Origin of the sequence: Pseudomonas sp. SID14000 (assembly GCF_002165135.1) — a bacterium.
In the GTDB taxonomy this organism is placed as follows: domain Bacteria; phylum Pseudomonadota; class Gammaproteobacteria; order Pseudomonadales; family Pseudomonadaceae; genus Aquipseudomonas.
Genome location: NZ_NFZQ01000008.1, coordinates 77,782 through 94,110 on the forward strand (window position 1 = coordinate 77,782; position 16,329 = coordinate 94,110).

12 protein-coding genes are annotated in these 16,329 nt (G+C 62.3%); 7 read left to right on the top strand and 5 right to left on the bottom strand.

The features are described from left to right. Positions 1–32: 32 nt before the first annotated feature. The 4 genes from CAY82_RS13675 to CAY82_RS13690 all read right to left on the bottom strand — a co-directional run bounded on the left by CAY82_RS13675 (position 33) and on the right by CAY82_RS13690 (position 5,432). The gene (locus tag CAY82_RS13675) at positions 33–1,460 is read right to left on the bottom strand and encodes a sigma-54 dependent transcriptional regulator (protein ID WP_087501676.1); all 1,428 of its coding nucleotides are present in this window, start codon (positions 1,458–1,460) and stop codon (positions 33–35) included. After that, the gene (locus tag CAY82_RS13680; protein ID WP_087501677.1) at positions 1,429–2,922 is read right to left on the bottom strand and encodes a HAMP domain-containing sensor histidine kinase; all 1,494 of its coding nucleotides are present in this window, start codon (positions 2,920–2,922) and stop codon (positions 1,429–1,431) included. Before CAY82_RS13680 ends, CAY82_RS13675 begins: the two co-directional genes overlap by 32 nt. A gap of 294 nt (positions 2,923–3,216) precedes the next feature. Further along, on the bottom strand, positions 3,217–4,677 hold the full coding sequence (locus CAY82_RS13685; protein ID WP_087501678.1) for a HAMP domain-containing sensor histidine kinase: 1,461 nt from the start codon (positions 4,675–4,677) through the stop codon (positions 3,217–3,219). A 170-nt stretch (positions 4,678–4,847) separates the two neighbouring features. Continuing rightward, positions 4,848–5,432, bottom strand: a complete 585-nt coding sequence (locus CAY82_RS13690; protein WP_087501679.1) for a lytic transglycosylase domain-containing protein — start codon at positions 5,430–5,432, stop codon at positions 4,848–4,850. 184 nt (positions 5,433–5,616) lie between these two features. On the opposite strand from CAY82_RS13690, the gene gspG reads away from it, so the two are divergent. Together gspG and CAY82_RS13700 are read left to right on the top strand one after the other, a co-directional pair. Next, positions 5,617–6,042, top strand: a complete 426-nt coding sequence (gene gspG, locus CAY82_RS13695; protein WP_087501680.1) for a type II secretion system major pseudopilin GspG — start codon at positions 5,617–5,619, stop codon at positions 6,040–6,042. Between the two features lie 11 nt (positions 6,043–6,053). Then, positions 6,054–7,244 (top strand): type II secretion system F family protein, encoded by a 1,191-nt coding sequence (locus CAY82_RS13700; protein WP_087501681.1) that lies wholly within the window; start codon positions 6,054–6,056, stop codon positions 7,242–7,244. 53 nt (positions 7,245–7,297) lie between these two features. Here the strand turns inward: CAY82_RS13700 and CAY82_RS13705 are convergent, their stop codons facing one another. Next, positions 7,298–8,674, bottom strand: a complete 1,377-nt coding sequence (locus tag CAY82_RS13705; protein WP_256576274.1) for a PLP-dependent aminotransferase family protein — start codon at positions 8,672–8,674, stop codon at positions 7,298–7,300. Between the two features lie 189 nt (positions 8,675–8,863). On the opposite strand from CAY82_RS13705, the gene CAY82_RS13710 reads away from it, so the two are divergent. From CAY82_RS13710 to CAY82_RS13730, 5 genes are all read left to right on the top strand, one after another. Further along, positions 8,864–9,433 carry a DJ-1/PfpI family protein gene (locus CAY82_RS13710; protein ID WP_087501683.1) on the top strand — a complete coding sequence of 190 codons (570 nt, stop codon included), beginning with the start codon at positions 8,864–8,866 and terminating at the stop codon, positions 9,431–9,433. Positions 9,434–9,571: 138 nt separating this feature from the next. Beyond that, positions 9,572–10,147 (top strand): DinB family protein, encoded by a 576-nt coding sequence (locus tag CAY82_RS13715; RefSeq protein ID WP_087501684.1) that lies wholly within the window; start codon positions 9,572–9,574, stop codon positions 10,145–10,147. Positions 10,148–10,401: 254 nt separating this feature from the next. Next, the gene (gene mexE, locus CAY82_RS13720) at positions 10,402–11,643 is read left to right on the top strand and encodes a multidrug efflux RND transporter periplasmic adaptor subunit MexE (RefSeq protein ID WP_087501685.1); all 1,242 of its coding nucleotides are present in this window, start codon (positions 10,402–10,404) and stop codon (positions 11,641–11,643) included. 12 nt (positions 11,644–11,655) lie between these two features. Next, positions 11,656–14,835 carry an efflux RND transporter permease subunit gene (locus CAY82_RS13725; RefSeq protein WP_087501686.1) on the top strand — a complete coding sequence of 1,060 codons (3,180 nt, stop codon included), beginning with the start codon at positions 11,656–11,658 and terminating at the stop codon, positions 14,833–14,835. Next, positions 14,832–16,247 carry an efflux transporter outer membrane subunit gene (locus tag CAY82_RS13730; RefSeq protein WP_087501687.1) on the top strand — a complete coding sequence of 472 codons (1,416 nt, stop codon included), beginning with the start codon at positions 14,832–14,834 and terminating at the stop codon, positions 16,245–16,247. Before CAY82_RS13725 ends, CAY82_RS13730 begins: the two co-directional genes overlap by 4 nt. The last annotated feature ends 82 nt before the right edge of the window (positions 16,248–16,329 follow it).

Here is a 16,329-nt window from a genome sequence, read left to right on the forward strand (position 1 = left end):
CCAAGGGCCCCTGTACGGCCCATTATACAAGCTCACCATTGGCGCTTGTCCGGCCTGGTCAGCCCCAGCTTCTCGATCCTGTAACGCAGCATGTCCCGCGACAACCCAAGCATGCGCGCCGACTTGGTCACGTTCCAGTCCGTGCGGTCCAGGGTCTTGCATACCAGGTCGCGCTCCATGTCCGGCAGGCTGGTGCCCGGCTCCGGTTCATGCCGGGGCACTTCGAACACCGCAGGCGCCGCCTGCTGCACCAGCGGCTCGTCGATCAGGGTCATGCACAGGTTCAACTGATGCGCCTGCACTACCTCGTTCGGTGCCAGCAGCACGGTCTGCTCCAGCGTGTTGCGCAGTTCGCGCACATTGCCAGGCCAGCTGTAACCGAGCATCAGGCTTTCCGCCTCGGCGGAAAAGCGCAGGTTCGGCTTGCCATAACGCCGGCCATGATGGGCCAGGAAATGCCGCGCCAGCAGCAACACATCCTGCCCCCGGGCATACAGCCGCGGCACCTTCAGGGCGATGATGCGCAGGCGGAAAAACAGATCGCGGCGGAACTTGCCCTGCTGCACCATCTGCTCCAGGTTGCAATTGGTAGCGCTGATCACCCGCAGGTCGACCTTGCGCTCCTTCACCGCGCCGATCCGGCGGATGCTGCGGTCTTCCAGCAGCTTGAGCAGCTTGGCCTGCAGCACCAGGTCCATCTCGCCAATCTCGTCGAGGAACAAAGTGCCGCCGTCGGCAGCCTCCACCAGGCCTACACGGCGCTCCTTGGCATCGGTAAAGGCGCCCTTCTCGTGACCGAACAGCTCGGCCTCCAGCAGGTTGGCCGGGATCGAGGCGCAGTTGAACTCGATGAACGGCGCCTTGCTGCGCGAACCATCGAAATGCAGGGCGCGGGCCACCAGCTCTTTACCAGTGCCGGTCTCGCCTTCGATCAGCACTGGTGGCAAGTCGTCGCTGGCCATGCGCCGCTCGGCATCCAGCAGCTGGCGCAGGGTGTGCTTGAGGGTGAGCATCGTCGGTGATTCGCCGATCAACGCCTGCAACCCGGACTTCTGCGCCTCGCGCTCCTGGTAGAATGACAACGTGCGCTCCATGCGCTCAGCGGCCAGCGCCTTGTCCAGGGTCAGCTTGAGTTCGGCCAGCACCACCGGCTTGGTCAGGTAATGGAAGGCGCCCTCCTTCATTGCCTGCACGGCATCCTCGACATTGCCATAGCCGGTCATCATGATCACTTTCAGGTCCGGCACCTGCGCCACCAGGGTGCGCAGCAGGTCGTGCCCGCTCATGCCCGGCAGCGAATTGTCGGTCAGCACCGCATCGGGCTGGCCCCGCTTGATTTGCTCCAGCGCAAGTTCCGCGCTGTGGCACACGGTGACCTCGAAACCCTTGAGGCTGAGGTAGGTACGAATGTTGTCGGCGAGAATTTCATCATCCTCGACTACCAGGATGCTGTGCTCCATGGTCCCCTCCCGCTGCGATATTGAATGTGAGGCTGACGCGGGTTCCTTCCTCTTCGCGGCTGCTCAGGCTGACCGAACCGCCAAAACGTTCCATGATGCGTTTGACCAGGACCAGGCCTACGCCTAGACCGCCCTGCTTGTTGGTGTAGAACGGCTTGAACACCATCCGTTCCTGCTGTTGGCTCATGCCCTTGCCCGTATCGCTAAGGACGAACTCGGCACGCTGCCCATCCTGCACATTGACCTGGGCGCACAACATCCCGCCTTCGGGCATGGCCTCCAGGGCATTGGAGAACAGTGTGTTGAGAATTTGCGTGAGCTGGAGCGGCTGGCTAACCACCCATTGTGACCCGGGGCCTTCGTAGCAGAAGCGCACGCCGTTGCGTTCGATCTGCTGGGCGAAGGCCAGGTGGGTGTCTTCGATGACCGTTACCAGGTCCACGGCCTCGGCCTCGTCACTGCTCGGGCGCAGCGACACCAGCAGGTCACGCACCCAGCGCGACATGCGGTCGACCTGGCTGATGATGTCGGTGATGTTCTTCTGTGCTGCGGGGTTGGCGATTTCCTGAGCAAGTTCGGCGCTGGAGCGAATGTTGGCCAGCGGGTTGCGCAAGCTGTGCGCCACCGCCGAGGACATCTCGCCCAGGGCCACATAGGTTTCACTGGCCACCAGCCGGTCCTGCTGCAGGTGGAGCAGTTGCGCCGCGCGGCGCACGATCCAGAACAGGCCGAAGTAGATCAGCGCCCCGCCCACCAGGGTCGAGGCCCAGATCAGCACATAGCCGCGCTGGATACGCCTGACCAGGTCCTGCGGCTCCTTGTAGATTTCCACCATGGCCAGCACCTGCTCGCCCTGGCTGTCGAACAGCGGGATGTAGTTCTCGATGAACAGGTAGCGCGGTTCACGCTGGAACTTTTGCTCTTCGCGGTCATCCTCGGCCTGGTGGTAGCTGGCCGACACCGCCTTGCGCGAGCGGAAGGCGAGGTCAAGGTCACCATCGGCCTCGATGCGCTCGCCGATCAGCTCCGGGTTGGTCGACCAGACGATGGTGCGGTCGCGGGCATAGACGTTGGCCAGCAAGATGTCCGGCAGGTGCTCGACATGATCGAGGAACTCGACCCGGGTCGATTCAGCCAGCGCCGGAGTGAACTGCAAGTGCTGCTGGTCCCGACGCGGGTCAAGCAACTCGCCCATGGTGGTACCCGGCGGCAACTGCGAATGACGCACCTCGGCCTGGGCCATGGCCTGGATGAACTGGGCGGTGAGCATGGCATCGCGCTCGACACTGTCGCGCACCACGAAACGCGTCGATACATAACCCAGCCCTCCCGCTACCGAGGCGATGATCAGCAGGCTGATGACCGAAAACCAGCGCAGCAGATTGAATTCGCGCAATGGCACCGCCACACCGCTGGCGGTAGTACTGGCCTTGTCGGGAACTTCGTTTTCCAGCATCTGCATCGCGTGCTTCCCGCGCCGGGCATCCGTTCAGAAATGCATCAAGGCGACGAACAGTAGCCAATTGATAGCACTCCACCTATGCAGCCGCAGCTGCCATTTGTCGTGTGTTGCGCTCCGCTTACCACGCTGCAAGAATTCAGCCAGTCACCTCATGAAAATTTTAATTGTTAATTTTCAATTACTTACTGAAACCTCTTAAATTAATCCGAAGGAAAAACCCCCACATTTGGGGGTTTTTACCCAAAAACAAAAAATATTTATAATCAACAAGATACAGATGTTTATTAATGTAAATCAGGAAGACTGAATCAACCGAAAACTCAGCGAAACCCGGGTACCATGGCCTTCACTGCTGCTGAGCCGCACGGTGCCGCCGAAGCTTTCCATGATGCGTTTAACCAACACCAGACCCACGCCCAACCCACCCTGCTTGGTGGTGAAGAAGGGCCGGAAGGCCATTCGCTGCTGCTCTTCGTTCATGCCTTTGCCATTGTCGGACAGGCGCAGGGTCAGGCTACGCCGGTCATGACGCACCACCTCGACACGCAACCGCCCACCCTGCTCCATCGACTCCAGGGCATTGGCGATCAGGCTGCTGAAAATCTGTCGCAGTAACGCCGGGTGCCCCAGCACCTGTACTGCCGGTAACGGTTGCAGGTCCAGGCTCACCCCGCCGCGTGCCAGCGGCACCGCGTAGGTCTGCAGGCTTTCCTGCAATGCCAGCGGTAAATCCACCGGCACTGCCTCATCGTCGAGCGGGCGCAATGACTGCAACATCTGGCGAATCCACTGCGACATGCGGTCGACCTGGCTGATGATGTCGTTGACATTGCGCTGCGCCGGGCCATCGTCGAAAGCCTGGGCCAACTCGGCACTGGAACGGATGCTGGCCAGCGGGTTACGCAGGCTATGGGCCACCGCCGAGGACACCTCACCCAGGGCCACGTAGGTTTCGTTGTTGATCAGTCGCTTCTGCTGCACCGCCAGCAGACGCGCGGCGCGGTGCATGATGCCGTACAGGCCGACATAGACCAGACCGGCACCGACGGTGATCGCCAGCCAGATAAGAATCAGGCCATGTTCGATGCGCACGATCAGGTCATGGGGCTCTTTGTAGATCTCGACCATCGCCGTGACCTGCTCACCATCGGCATCGAACAACGGAATGTAGTTCTCGATGAACAACTGCTCGGGTGGCGTGATGAACTTCTGCTCGGCCCGGGCCTGTTCGAAGTTGTGGTAGCTGGCCGAGACTCGCATCTTGTACTCGAAGGCCTGCTCCAGATCGGCGTCGCCTTCGATCAGCTTGCCGACCAGCGCCGGGTTGCTGGACCAGATCACCGTACGGTCCGGGGCATAGATGTTGGCCAGCAGCATGTCGGGCAGATGGGCGATGTGGTCGAGGAACTCGCCACGCGCCCTGCGCCGGGCGTCCGGGTCGACGTCGAGCAAGTTGGCGCGGTCGGTGCGCGGGTCGAGCAGCTCACCCATGGTGCGCACATTGGGGATCGACACATGGCGCACTTCAGCATCAGCGATGGAGGTGATGAACTGCGCGGTGAGCAAGGCATCGCGTTCGATGCTCTCGTCGATGATGAAACGGCTGGAAATCAATCCCAGCCCGACCGCTACCGAGAGGATGATGGCCAAGCTGACCCAGGCGTACCAGCGCAGCAGGTTGAACGGCTTGCGTGGGGTGGCCAGCTCGCTACCGGCAAGCACTTCAATAGCGTCGGAACGAGGGGCGATGTCCATGGCGGACTCCACAACTGGGCACCTTCAGAAGGTTATAGCCCAGAGTTGGGGAAACCATCGGGTTAGCTCGCTGGCATCCGCCGAAGGGTATTGGTTCCTTCTCTTCTGCAAGTGCACCTGCCTGGCAATAAGCCAGGTGCTGGCGCGCTCCCGCAGGGAAGTTGCAAACGCTAATGATCCACCACCCCCTGCAACCGGCGATACTCCCGCAGCACATTGGGTACATAGCGCCGGGTCTCGGCGAACGGCGGTACCGCACCACGGCGCAGCACCGCGTCTGGGCCGGCGTTGTAGGCCGCCACAGCCAGGGTGATGTCATTGTCGAACAAGTTGAGCATGCGCTTGAGGTAGCGGGCCCCGCCCTGCACGTTGTCTTCCGGGTCCAGGCGGTTTTCCACGCCCATCTCGCGGGCGGTATCCGGCATCAGTTGCATCAGCCCCACCGCGCCCGCCGGTGAACGGGCCTTGGGGTTGTAGCCGGACTCGGCCTTTATAACCGCATGCAGCAACGCCGGGGGGACGTCGTGCGTGCGCGCTGCGGCGGCGACCAGCTTGGCGTAGGGGCGACCGGTGATCAGTTGCGCGTTTGCCGGGCCGGCCTGGGCCTTCGCCTCGCTGATCACCGTTTCATAGAGGCGCCCGGGTCGATGGACGTTGGTCAGTATGTAGCTGCCTTTGGCATCGATGGAAATGTACACATCAGCCTGGGCAGCACCTGCCACCAGCCAGATCAAACCGAGAATGAGTCCACGCATGTCGGTCGCCTCTTCGTGATCCCCCAATGTTGGGGGATATGCCCCGGAAAACCCGAGATCGATGACCACGACGCAAGCACTGTGCCGCTTTCCGTGCCGCATGGTGCAAGGCCCTTGAGCAGGCGTGCACGGCTGTTGCATGGAGCCTGCAAAAGCTAGTCCTTACGCAACGGAGGGCTTCACCATGCAGCGCAGAACCAACCCCCAACGTGGTTTCACCCTGCTCGAACTCCTGGTGGTCCTGGTGGTGCTGGGCCTGTTGGCCGGGATCGTCGCGCCCAAGTACTTCAGCCAGCTCGGCCGCTCCGAGGCCAAGGTGGCGCGGGCGCAGATAGAGGGGCTGAGCAAGGCCCTGGACCTGTATCGCCTGGAAGTCGGTCACTACCCCAGCAGTGAGCAAGGCCTGCAGGCCCTGGTGATCGCCCCCAGTGGCGAAGCCCGCTGGACCGGCCCGTACCTGCAGAAGGCCGTGCCACAAGACCCGTGGGGCCGCGCGTACATCTACCGGCAACCCGGCGAAAATGGCGGTGAGTACGACCTGCTGTCGCTGGGCAAGGACGGCCAGCCCGGTGGCGACGGGGAAAACGCCGAAATCACCAGTTGGCAGTAGGGAGAGCGGCCATGCGCTACAGCCTCAAGGCCCTGGGCAGGCAGGGTGTGGTGCAGTTGCAGATCGACGCCGAGGACGCCGACCAGGCCCGCCGCAAGGCCGAGGACCAAGGCCTGCGCGTGCTCAGCCTGCGTGGCCACGGCGGCGCCCTGCGCCAAATGGCCCGGCGCCGCACGGCAAGCTTTGACCTGGTGCTGTTCAGCCAGGAACTTTCGACCCTGCTCAACGCCGGCCTGCCGCTGATCGACGCCCTGGAGAGCCTGGCAGAAAAGGCCCCCGCAGCTGCAACGCGCAAAGTGCTCGCCGAGTTGGTCCGTCAACTGTACGAAGGCCGCTCGCTGTCCCAGGCCCTGGGCCAGCAGCCACGGGTATTCCCGCCGCTGTACGTGGCGCTGGTGCAGTCCAGCGAGCGTACCGGCGCGCTCGGTAATGCCCTCGCCCGCTACATCAGCTACCGCCAGCGCCTGGACCTGGTACGGCAGAAGCTGGTAGGGGCCTCGGTCTACCCATTGCTGCTATTGCTGGTGGGTGGTGGCGTGGTGTTGTTCCTGCTTGGCTACGTGGTGCCGCGTTTCAGCCAAGTGTTCGAGGGCATGGGCACCGAGTTGCCCTGGCTGTCACGGCTGCTGATACAGATCGGCCTGTTCCTGCACGCCCAGCAACTATCGCTGGCGCTGGGTAGCCTTGGCGCGGTCACGGCACTGTGGCTGCTGCGCCGCCAGCCGCGGGTGCGGCGCTGGGCAACCTGTCAGCTACGGCGCCTGCCGGCAGTGCACCAGCGCCTGATGATGTACGAACTGGCGCGCTTCTACCGCTCGTTGGGCATCCTGCTGCAAGGCGGGATCCCCATCCTCACCGCCATGGGCATGGCCCGCGGACTGCTCGGCAGCGCGGCGGCCCAAGGCCTGGAGCAGGCCAGCCAACGCGTCGGCGAAGGGCTGCCATTATCCGACGCGCTGGAGGCCGGGCAACTGGTCACGCCGGTATCACTGCGCCTGCTGCGGGCCGGTGAGCAGTCCGGCAACCTGGGCGAGATGCTGGAGCGCTGCGCCGACTTCCATGATCAGGAAATCGGTCGCTGGGTGGAATGGTTCGTCAAGCTGTTCGAACCGCTGCTGATGACCTTCATCGGCCTGCTGATCGGTATGATCGTGATCCTGATGTACATGCCGATCTTCGAACTGGCCTCGAGTATCCACTGAATCGCCAGACCCTGGCTTTCGCGCCGGGAGCGTTGTCACAGTCTCGCAAGGCTTCATGCAACCGCGTCAGTCTCGTTCTTCAGGAGCCTTGCCAGAAGCGTCAGCCCATGCGTCAGATCTTCGAGCGACGGGCCGCCGAGGCAAAGGCGAATTCCTGTCGCCTGCTCACTACGCTCGACCATGACCGACTCGGGAGCCGTCACTCTGATACCCAGCGAGGCAGCCGCTGTAGCGAAGCGGTTGGCTGCATCGCGTGGCATTGGGAGCCAGACGTGGTAGGCATCTGGATGCGACACAAGCTCGACCGCGCCAAGAAGTGAAGCGGCCAGACTCGATCGCCGACGCGCTTCATTACGTAAGGCCTGCGGGATGGCCGCAATGACGCCAGTGGACAGCCAGTCCTCCACCACCGCACAGGACAATGGCGACGGATCCATGGGAATGTCTTGCAAGGCAGCTTGCGCCCTCGCAACCATTCCCTCCGGCAGCGTGAGCATGCCGATTCTCAATCCCGGCCCGAGGGATTTGGACAGTCCATTGACGTGGAAGACCCTCTCAGGCGCCAATACGGCAAGTGCAGGCGCATCTGGTGGTCCCAGTGTGTAGACGCCGTCCTCGATGATCCAGGCTCCCGACCGCCGGCAGACATCGACAATGGCCTGTCTCCGTGCCACACCCATCGTTGCCGTGGTCGGGTTATGCAGCGTCGGAGTCAGATATACCGCCCTGTTGGCGACCGATGCGACGCTGTCGAGGACATCGGCGAGCGCCCCCGGTAACATCCCTTCTGTGTCCATGTCGACGCCTTTGATCCGATAGCCTTTGCGCCGGGCCAGCGCAATTGCACCGGGATAAGTGAGCCTCTCGGTCAGGATCACTCCCTGCGGGCCACAGGCGAGATCGAAGGCCAACGAAATGGCCTGGCGAGCGTTCCCTGTGAGTGCCAGATTTGACGGTTTGACCGGTACATCGAGTGTTTCAAGCCAACGAGCTAACAAACGTCGATGCTCCAAATGCCCGATAGGTGGCGAGTAGAGATTGAAATGATCCGCATCGATCTTCCGCGCCACCCCGGACAATGTCCGTGACAGAAGACGGGCGCTCATCATTGCCGGAGGCACATTGGATGACATGTCGATCACCCGTTCCTCATGCGCCTGACAGATCGCCACGAATGTTCCCCGGCCCTTTACGCTACGTACCAACCCTCGCCGCTCGAGGGCAGCATAGGCTTTAGTCACCGTCCCAAGTCCGATTTCCAGGCGCCATGCAAGGTCTCGATGGGCGGGCAGGCGGTCGCCCCCTTTCAACCGTCCCTCGACAATATCGTCGACCAGGGCCAATACCAGCCGCTCAGCGACACTCGCTTCGATTTCCGCAAGGCGCGGGGTCCAGGGCGATTGAAGAAGCATTGTTAATGTCCAGATCATGAATAGTGTCACGTGACACTATTTAAATAGACCAAAAGTGTAACGCGCATTAGGATTGTTGGCGACCCAAGCAATACCTTCAGGGGTGGCGTAAGTGCCAGGCGGGTGCAGCCATACAGATGACATAGCGGGTCTTGAGCCTGTTTGTTGCCGTTTTATTCACTTGAAACTCAGGGAGAGTTATGACAGATGGCACGCATAGGTTTAGTACTGACCCCCGGTTTTGCGGACTGGGAATATGCTTTGATTGCAGGAACCGCATCACCATTTTACGGAATCGATGTCAGATTTTTCGCCCCGGTTCCTGGGAAGTTCTTCTCACAGGGCGGTTTAGCCGTGACAGTCGATAGCGGTTTACAACAATGCCTGGACTGGAAGCCAGACGTTGTCGTCATCGTGGGGGGGATGATCTGGGAACAATCCGAAGCTCCGGATATTGGCGACTTTCTTCGCGCTAGCCGACTCGCGGGGGCAACAATCGCTGGAATATGTGGGGGTACTCTAGCAGTTGCGAAGGCCGACCTTCTCAACACGATTCCTCACACCTCGAACAGCGCCGACTTCCTTAAACAGAACGCTGATAATTATACGGGAGAGATTCTTTATCAAGATTGTTCTGGAGCAGTGATCGCAGACCGGATCATAACTGCACCAGGCCCTGCACCTGTGAGTTTCACCTGCGCAGTGCTTGCAGCTGCGGGGCTGCCTCCAGAAAGGATTTTACAGTTCAGGTCAATGTTGGCAGCGGAACATGAATAACCGTTTCGCTGCACTGCCAATCAATCTTTCTCGTCGTGACCAGGGGATATAAGGCCCGCATCCGGACAGGGTACTCCGCCGGGCTCCTGGTAGAAAAGTCATCGAATTATCAATTGTGCTCGCACATGGTTTATATATATGCCTTCGACTCCGCAAAGCGAATCTTCCCCCAATGGGATCACCGTCCCTGCACTTACGCCTGCATCCGCCACGGACACCTTGAAAATGTTGGTGCGCTACACCGCCTGGGCGAACGAGCTGACGTTCGACAGCATGATTAACCTGCCGGATGGCGAGGCGCTTCGTCCGAGGCCGACGCGCTTTGGCAACATGGTTCATACACTGAACCATGTTTACGTGGTGAACGATATTTTCAGGCACCATCTACAAGGTAAACGACATCACTACACTTCCCGGAACACTGAGCATACACCGCCGCTGGCCGATCTGTGGGATGCGGTTCAGCTCATGGATCGGTGGTACATAGATCTCGTTGACAGGTGGTCGCTCGAGGATCTGTCGAAAGTCGTCCATTTCGAATTTGTCGGTGGGGGCAAAGGCGCCATGACACAGGAAGAAATCGTGTTGCATCTGGTCAATCACTCGACCTATCACCGCGGTTTCGTGGGCGACATGATGTACCAGATCCCGTTTACCCCCCCTTCGAACGACCTGCCCGTATTCATCAGGGACCACTATCGCCTGGCTCGGTAGGCCTATTCCCCATGCCTTCGCCGTGGAAATATTTGTAGTCGGCATATGTCTCGGTGTGGGCGGGGTCGCTCAGGGTCCAGTCACGGGCCTTGCCCCCACCCACTCCTCCCGCAAGCCAAGCCCTACCATGCCAGATCGATGAATGATCCACACATATCATTCATCGTGATAATAACCTTCGGCCCGTTCGATTCGTGCCTCACGCGCAAGACACTCACACTCCGCCCACTACTAATACATTGGCGGAGTTCTCCATGGAACAATCACTCAAACCCTTGCGCTTCCCCCTCGCTGCCCTGGCAGTGGTGGTGATCAGCGCTTGTGGCCGAACCCCCGACGCTGTGCAGGCTCCCGCCGCGCCGAAAGTCAGTGTGGCCAAGGTGATCGAGCAACCGATCAACGAATGGGACGAGTTCACCGGCCGCCTCGAAGCCCCGGAAACCGTCGAGGTGCGTCCACGGGTCTCCGGCCAGATCGACCTGGTGGCCTTCACTGAAGGCGCTCAGGTCAAGAAAGGCGACCTGCTGTTCCAGATCGACCCACGCCCGTTCCAGGCAGAGGTCCGCCGCCTCGAAGCCCAACTACAGCAGGCCAAGGCTACCGCCATCCGCAGCGCCAACGAAGCCCGCCGTGGCGAACGCCTGCGTGACAGCAACGCGATTTCCGCAGAACTGGCCGAATCACGGAGCAGCGCCGCCGCCGAAGCCCGTGCCGGGGTCGACGCAATCCAGGCCCAGCTCGACCTGGCACGCCTGAACCTCAGCTTCACCCGTGTCACCGCGCCCATCAGCGGCCGTGTCAGCCGCGCCCAGTTCACCGCCGGCAACATCGTTACCGCCGATGTCACACCGCTGACCAGCGTGGTCTCCACCGACAAGGTCTACGCCTACTTCGACGCCGACGAGCGCGTGTACCTCAAGTACACCCAGCTGGCCCGCGAAGGCCAGCGCGGTCAGAGCACCCCGGTGTACCTGGGCCTGACCAACGAAACCGGCAACCCGCACCTGGGCCAGATGAACTTCGTCGACAACCAGGTCAACCCGCGCACCGGCACCATCCGTGGCCGTGCGGTGTTCGACAATAGCGACGGCCAGTTCACTCCGGGCCTGTACGCACGCCTGAAACTGGTGGGCAGCGCCCAGTACCACGCCGTGCTGATCAATGACGAAGCCGTAGGCACCGACCTTGGCAAGAAGTTCGTGCTGGTCATGGACAAGGACAACAAGGCCGCCTACCGCGCCGTGGAGCTGGGGCCGAAGCTGGAAGGCCTGCGCATCGTGCGCAGCGGCCTGGGCAAGGACGACCGCATCGTGGTCAAGGGCCTGCAACGCGTGCGCCCTGGCTCGCCGGTCACCCCGATCGATACCCAGATGGCCAGCGAACAGACCCTCGCCGCCCTCGCCCAGCAGCGCCAGGCCCTGGAGGCCAGCAACCCGGCGCCGAAGGTGGCGGGCAACAACGTGAAAGTCGCCAGCGCCCAGGCGCCACGCGGTTAAGGGACCACACCGATGAACTTTTCGAAATTCTTCATTACCCGGCCTATCTTCGCCGCGGTGCTGTCGCTGGTGCTGCTGATTGCGGGTGCGATCTCGCTGTTCCAGCTGCCGATCAGCGAATACCCCGAAGTGGTGCCGCCCACCGTGGTGGTACGCGCCAACTTCCCCGGCGCCAACCCCAAGGTCATCGGCGAAACCGTCGCCGCGCCGCTGGAACAAGCGATTACCGGTGTGGAGAACATGCTGTACATGTCCTCCCAGTCCACCGCTGACGGCAAGCTGACGCTGACCATCACCTTCGCCTTGGGCACTGACCTGGACAACGCCCAGGTGCAGGTACAGAACCGCGTCACCCGTACCCAGCCCAAGCTGCCCGAAGAAGTGACCCGCATCGGTATCACCGTCGACAAGGCCTCGCCCGACCTGACCATGGTCGTGCACCTGACGTCGCCGGACAACCGCTACGACATGCTCTACCTGTCCAACTACGCCATCCTCAACATCAAGGACGAGCTGGCGCGCCTGGGCGGCGTGGGCGATGTGCAGCTGTTCGGCATGGGCGACTACTCGCTGCGCGTGTGGCTGGACCCGAACAAGACCGCTTCGCGCAACCTCACCGCCAGTGATGTGGTGGCTGCGATCCGCGAGCAGAACCGCCAGGTGGCCGCCGGCCAGCTTGGCGCCCCGCCCGCCCCGGGTTCAACCAGCTTCCAGCTGTCGATCAACACCCAGGGTCGCCTGGTCAATGAGGAAGAGTTCGAGAACATCATCATCCGCGCCGGTGCCGATGGCGAAATCACCCGCCTGAAGGACATCGCCCGGGTCGAGCTCGGCTCCAGCCAGTATGCCTTGCGTTCGCTGCTGAACAACCAGCCGGCGGTGGCCATCCCGATCTTCCAGCGTCCAGGCTCCAATGCCATCGAGATCTCCGACGAAGTGCGGGCGAAAATGGCGGAGCTGAAGAAGGACTTCCCAGAGGGCATGGACTACAGCATCGTCTATGACCCGACCGTGTTCGTGCGTGGTTCCATCGAAGCCGTGGTGCACACGCTGTTCGAAGCACTGGTGCTGGTCGTGCTGGTGGTGATCCTGTTCCTGCAGACCTGGCGCGCCTCGATCATCCCGCTGATGGCCGTGCCAGTCTCGCTGATCGGTACCTTTGCAGTGATGCACCTGTTCGGCTTTTCGCTCAACGCGTTGTCATTATTCGGTCTGGTCCTGGCAATCGGTATCGTGGTGGACGACGCCATCGTCGTGGTGGAAAACGTCGAGCGCAACATCGGCCTGGGTCTCAAGCCGCTGGAAGCCACGCAGAAGGCCATGGGCGAAGTGACCGGGCCGATCATCGCCACCGCCCTGGTGCTGTGCGCCGTGTTCGTACCTGCCGCGTTCATTTCCGGCCTGACCGGGCAGTTCTACAAGCAGTTCGCCCTGACCATCGCCATTTCCACGGTCATCTCGGCGTTCAACTCGCTGACCCTGTCGCCGGCCCTGGCTGCCGTGCTGCTGAAGGATCACCACGCGCCAAAAGACCGTTTCTCGCGGTTCCTGGAAAAACTGCTGGGTAGCTGGCTGTTCGCCCCGTTCAACCGCTTCTTCGACCGCGCCTCCAACCGCTACGTCGGCGGCGTGCGTAGGGTCATCCGCTCCAGCGGCATCGCCCTGTTCGTGTATGCCGGCCTGATGGGCCTGACCTACCTGGGCTTCTCGTCCACTCCGACCGGTTTCGTGCCGGCCCAGGACAAACAGTACCTGGTGGCGTTCGCGCAACTGCCTGACGCAGCCAGCCTCGACCGCACCGAAGCGGTGATCAAGCGCATGAGCGAAATCGCCCTGAAGCAGCCTGGCGTGGCCGACTCGGTAGCCTTTCCTGGCCTGTCGATCAACGGTTTCACCAACAGCCCGAACAGCGGCATCGTGTTCACCCCGCTCAAGCCGTTCGACGAGCGCAAGGACCCGAGCCAGTCGGCGGCAGCCATCGCTGCGGCGCTAAATGCCCAGTTCGCCGATATCCAGGACGCCTACATCGCGATCTTCCCGCCCCCGCCGGTGCAAGGCCTGGGCACCATCGGCGGCTTCCGCCTGCAGATCGAAGACCGTGGCAACCTGGGCTACGAGGCGCTGTACAAGGAAACCCAGAACATCATCGCCAAGAGCCACAACGTGCCGGAACTGGCGGGCCTGTTCACCAGCTATCAGGTCAACGTGCCCCAGGTCGATGCCGCCATCGACCGGGAAAAAGCCAAGACCCACGGCGTGGCGATCACCGACATCTTCGACACCCTGCAGGTCTACCTGGGCTCGCTGTACACCAACGACTTCAACCGCTTTGGCCGCACCTACCAGGTCAACGTCCAGGCCGAGCAGCAATTCCGCCTCGATGCCGAGCAGATCGGCCAACTGAAGGTGCGCAACAACCTTGGCGAGATGATCCCGCTGGCGACCTTCCTCAAGGTCAGCGACACCTCCGGGCCTGACCGGGTGATGCACTACAACGGTTTCATCACCGCCGAGATCAACGGTGCCGCGGCACCGGGTTACAGCTCTGGCCAGGCGGAAGCTGCAATCGAGAAGCTGCTGAAAGAGGAACTGCCCAACGGCATGACCTTCGAGTGGACCGACCTGACCTACCAGCAGATCCTCTCGGGTAACACCGCGCTGTTCGTGTTCCCGCTGTGCGTGCTGCTGGCCTTCCTGGTGCTGGCCGCCCAGTACGAAAGCTGGAGCCTGCCGCTGGCAGTCATCCTGATCGTGCCGATGACCCTGCTCTCGGCCATCACCGGGGTGATCGTGTCGGGGGGTGACAACAACATTTTCACCCAGATCGGCCTGATCGTACTGGTAGGCCTTGCGTGCAAGAACGCGATCCTGATCGTCGAGTTCGCCAAGGACGAACAGGCCAAGGGGCTCGACCCGCTGGCTGCGGTACTGGAAGCCTGCCGCCTGCGTCTGCGGCCGATCCTGATGACCTCGATCGCCTTCATCATGGGCGTGGTTCCGCTGGTGTTCAGCTCCGGTGCCGGCTCCGAAATGCGCCATGCCATGGGTGTGGCGGTGTTCTCGGGGATGATCGGCGTTACCGTGTTCGGCCTGTTCCTGACCCCGGTGTTCTTCTTCCTGATTCGCCGTTTCGTCGAGCGTCGCCAGGCCCGCAAGGCCGAACACGTTCAAGTGCTGGAGAACCATGCATGAACCTGCTCAAACCCCTGACCCCGAGCCTGCTGGCCCTGACCCTGGCGGCTTGTGCGGTAGGCCCGGACTACCAGGCCCCGGCCACCGAACCTGCGCAACTGAGCAGTGATGTGCAGGCGAAGGCCTACGACCGTAGCCGCTTTGAAAGCCTGTGGTGGAAGCAGTTCGACGACCCGGTGCTGAACCAGTTGGTGCAGGCTTCGCTGGATGGCAACCGCGACTTGCGCGTGGCCTTCGCCCGCCTGAAATCGGCCCGTTCGATCCGTGAAGACGCCGAGAACGACCAGTTTCCGGTGGTCACCGGCCGCGCCAGCAGCGACATCGGCAAGGGCCAGATCCCCGGTCAGACCACGCAACGGGTGAACAGCGAGCGCTACGACCTGGGCCTGGACATGGCCTGGGAGCTTGACCTGTTTGGCCGCATCCAGCGCCAGATCGAAGCCAGCGAAGCCCAGGAAGCGGTGGCTGCGGCCGACCTGCAGCAGTTGCAGGTCAGCCTGATCGCCGAGCTGGTCGATGCCTACGGCCAGCTGCGCGGCGCGCAGTTGCGCGAGAAGATCGCCCTGGCCAACCTCAAGACCCAGCAGGAATCACGGGCCATCACCGAAACCCTGCGCGATGCCGGCGTGGGCAACGACCTTGACGTGGTGCGGGCCGACGCCCGCCTGGCCGGGGTCGAAGCCACCGTACCGCAACTGCAGGCAGAACAGGCACGAGCGCGGCACCGCATCGCCACCCTGCTCGGCCAGCGCCCGGAGGCGCTCAGCGTCGACCTGTCGCCTAAAGCCCTGCCGGCGATTGCCAAGGCGCTGCCGGTGGGTGACCCGGGTGAACTGCTACGCCGCCGCCCGGACATCCGCAGCGCCGAACGCCAGCTGGCGGCCGCCACCGCCAATGTTGGCGTGGCCACCGCCGACCTGTTCCCCCGTGTCAGCCTCAGCGGCTTCCTCGGCTTTACTGCCGCCCGTGGCTCACAGATCGGCTCCTCGGCAGCCAATGCCTGGGCACTGGGCCCGAGCATCACCTGGGCCGCCTTCGACCTGGGCAGCGTGCGCGCCCGCCTGCGCGGTGCCAAGGCCGATGCCGAAGGGGCGCTGGCCAACTACGAACAGCAGGTGTTGCTGGCCCTGGAAGAATCGGCCAACGCCTTCAGCGACTACGACAAGACCCAGCAGCGACTGTTGTCGCTGATGCGCCAGAGCGACGCCAGCCGCAAGGCGGCGGAACTGGCCTCGATTCGTTATCGGGAGGGTACGGTGGACTACCTGGTGCTGCTCGATGCCGAGCGTGAGCGGCTGAGCGCTGAAGATGCGCAAGCCCAAGGTGAGGTCGAGCTGTACCGCGGCATTGTCTCGATCTACAAGGCCCTGGGTGGCGGCTGGCAACCGGAGACCGTAGCCAGCGCGCGCTGATACACCCCGTTTCAACGACTCCTTTGGTTGGCTCCTCCCCCAGCCGTTTGCCCCGCAGACCTTGGTCCGTGGGGCTTTTTTA

Coding starts and splice junctions, on each gene's coding strand:
- CAY82_RS13715 (WP_087501684.1), top strand. CDS start 9,572: ATGCCTTCGACTCCGCAAAGCGAATCTTCCCCCAATGGGATCACCGTC.
- CAY82_RS13690 (WP_087501679.1), bottom strand. CDS start 5,432: ATGCGTGGACTCATTCTCGGTTTGATCTGGCTGGTGGCAGGTGCTGCC.
- CAY82_RS13680 (WP_087501677.1), bottom strand. CDS start 2,922: ATGCAGATGCTGGAAAACGAAGTTCCCGACAAGGCCAGTACTACCGCC.
- CAY82_RS13700 (WP_087501681.1), top strand. CDS start 6,054: ATGCGCTACAGCCTCAAGGCCCTGGGCAGGCAGGGTGTGGTGCAGTTG.
- CAY82_RS13730 (WP_087501687.1), top strand. CDS start 14,832: ATGAACCTGCTCAAACCCCTGACCCCGAGCCTGCTGGCCCTGACCCTG.
- CAY82_RS13685 (WP_087501678.1), bottom strand. CDS start 4,677: ATGGACATCGCCCCTCGTTCCGACGCTATTGAAGTGCTTGCCGGTAGC.
- CAY82_RS13725 (WP_087501686.1), top strand. CDS start 11,656: ATGAACTTTTCGAAATTCTTCATTACCCGGCCTATCTTCGCCGCGGTG.
- CAY82_RS13705 (WP_256576274.1), bottom strand. CDS start 8,674: ATGATCTGGACATTAACAATGCTTCTTCAATCGCCCTGGACCCCGCGC.
- CAY82_RS13710 (WP_087501683.1), top strand. CDS start 8,864: ATGGCACGCATAGGTTTAGTACTGACCCCCGGTTTTGCGGACTGGGAA.
- mexE (WP_087501685.1), top strand. CDS start 10,402: ATGGAACAATCACTCAAACCCTTGCGCTTCCCCCTCGCTGCCCTGGCA.
- gspG (WP_087501680.1), top strand. CDS start 5,617: ATGCAGCGCAGAACCAACCCCCAACGTGGTTTCACCCTGCTCGAACTC.
- CAY82_RS13675 (WP_087501676.1), bottom strand. CDS start 1,460: ATGGAGCACAGCATCCTGGTAGTCGAGGATGATGAAATTCTCGCCGAC.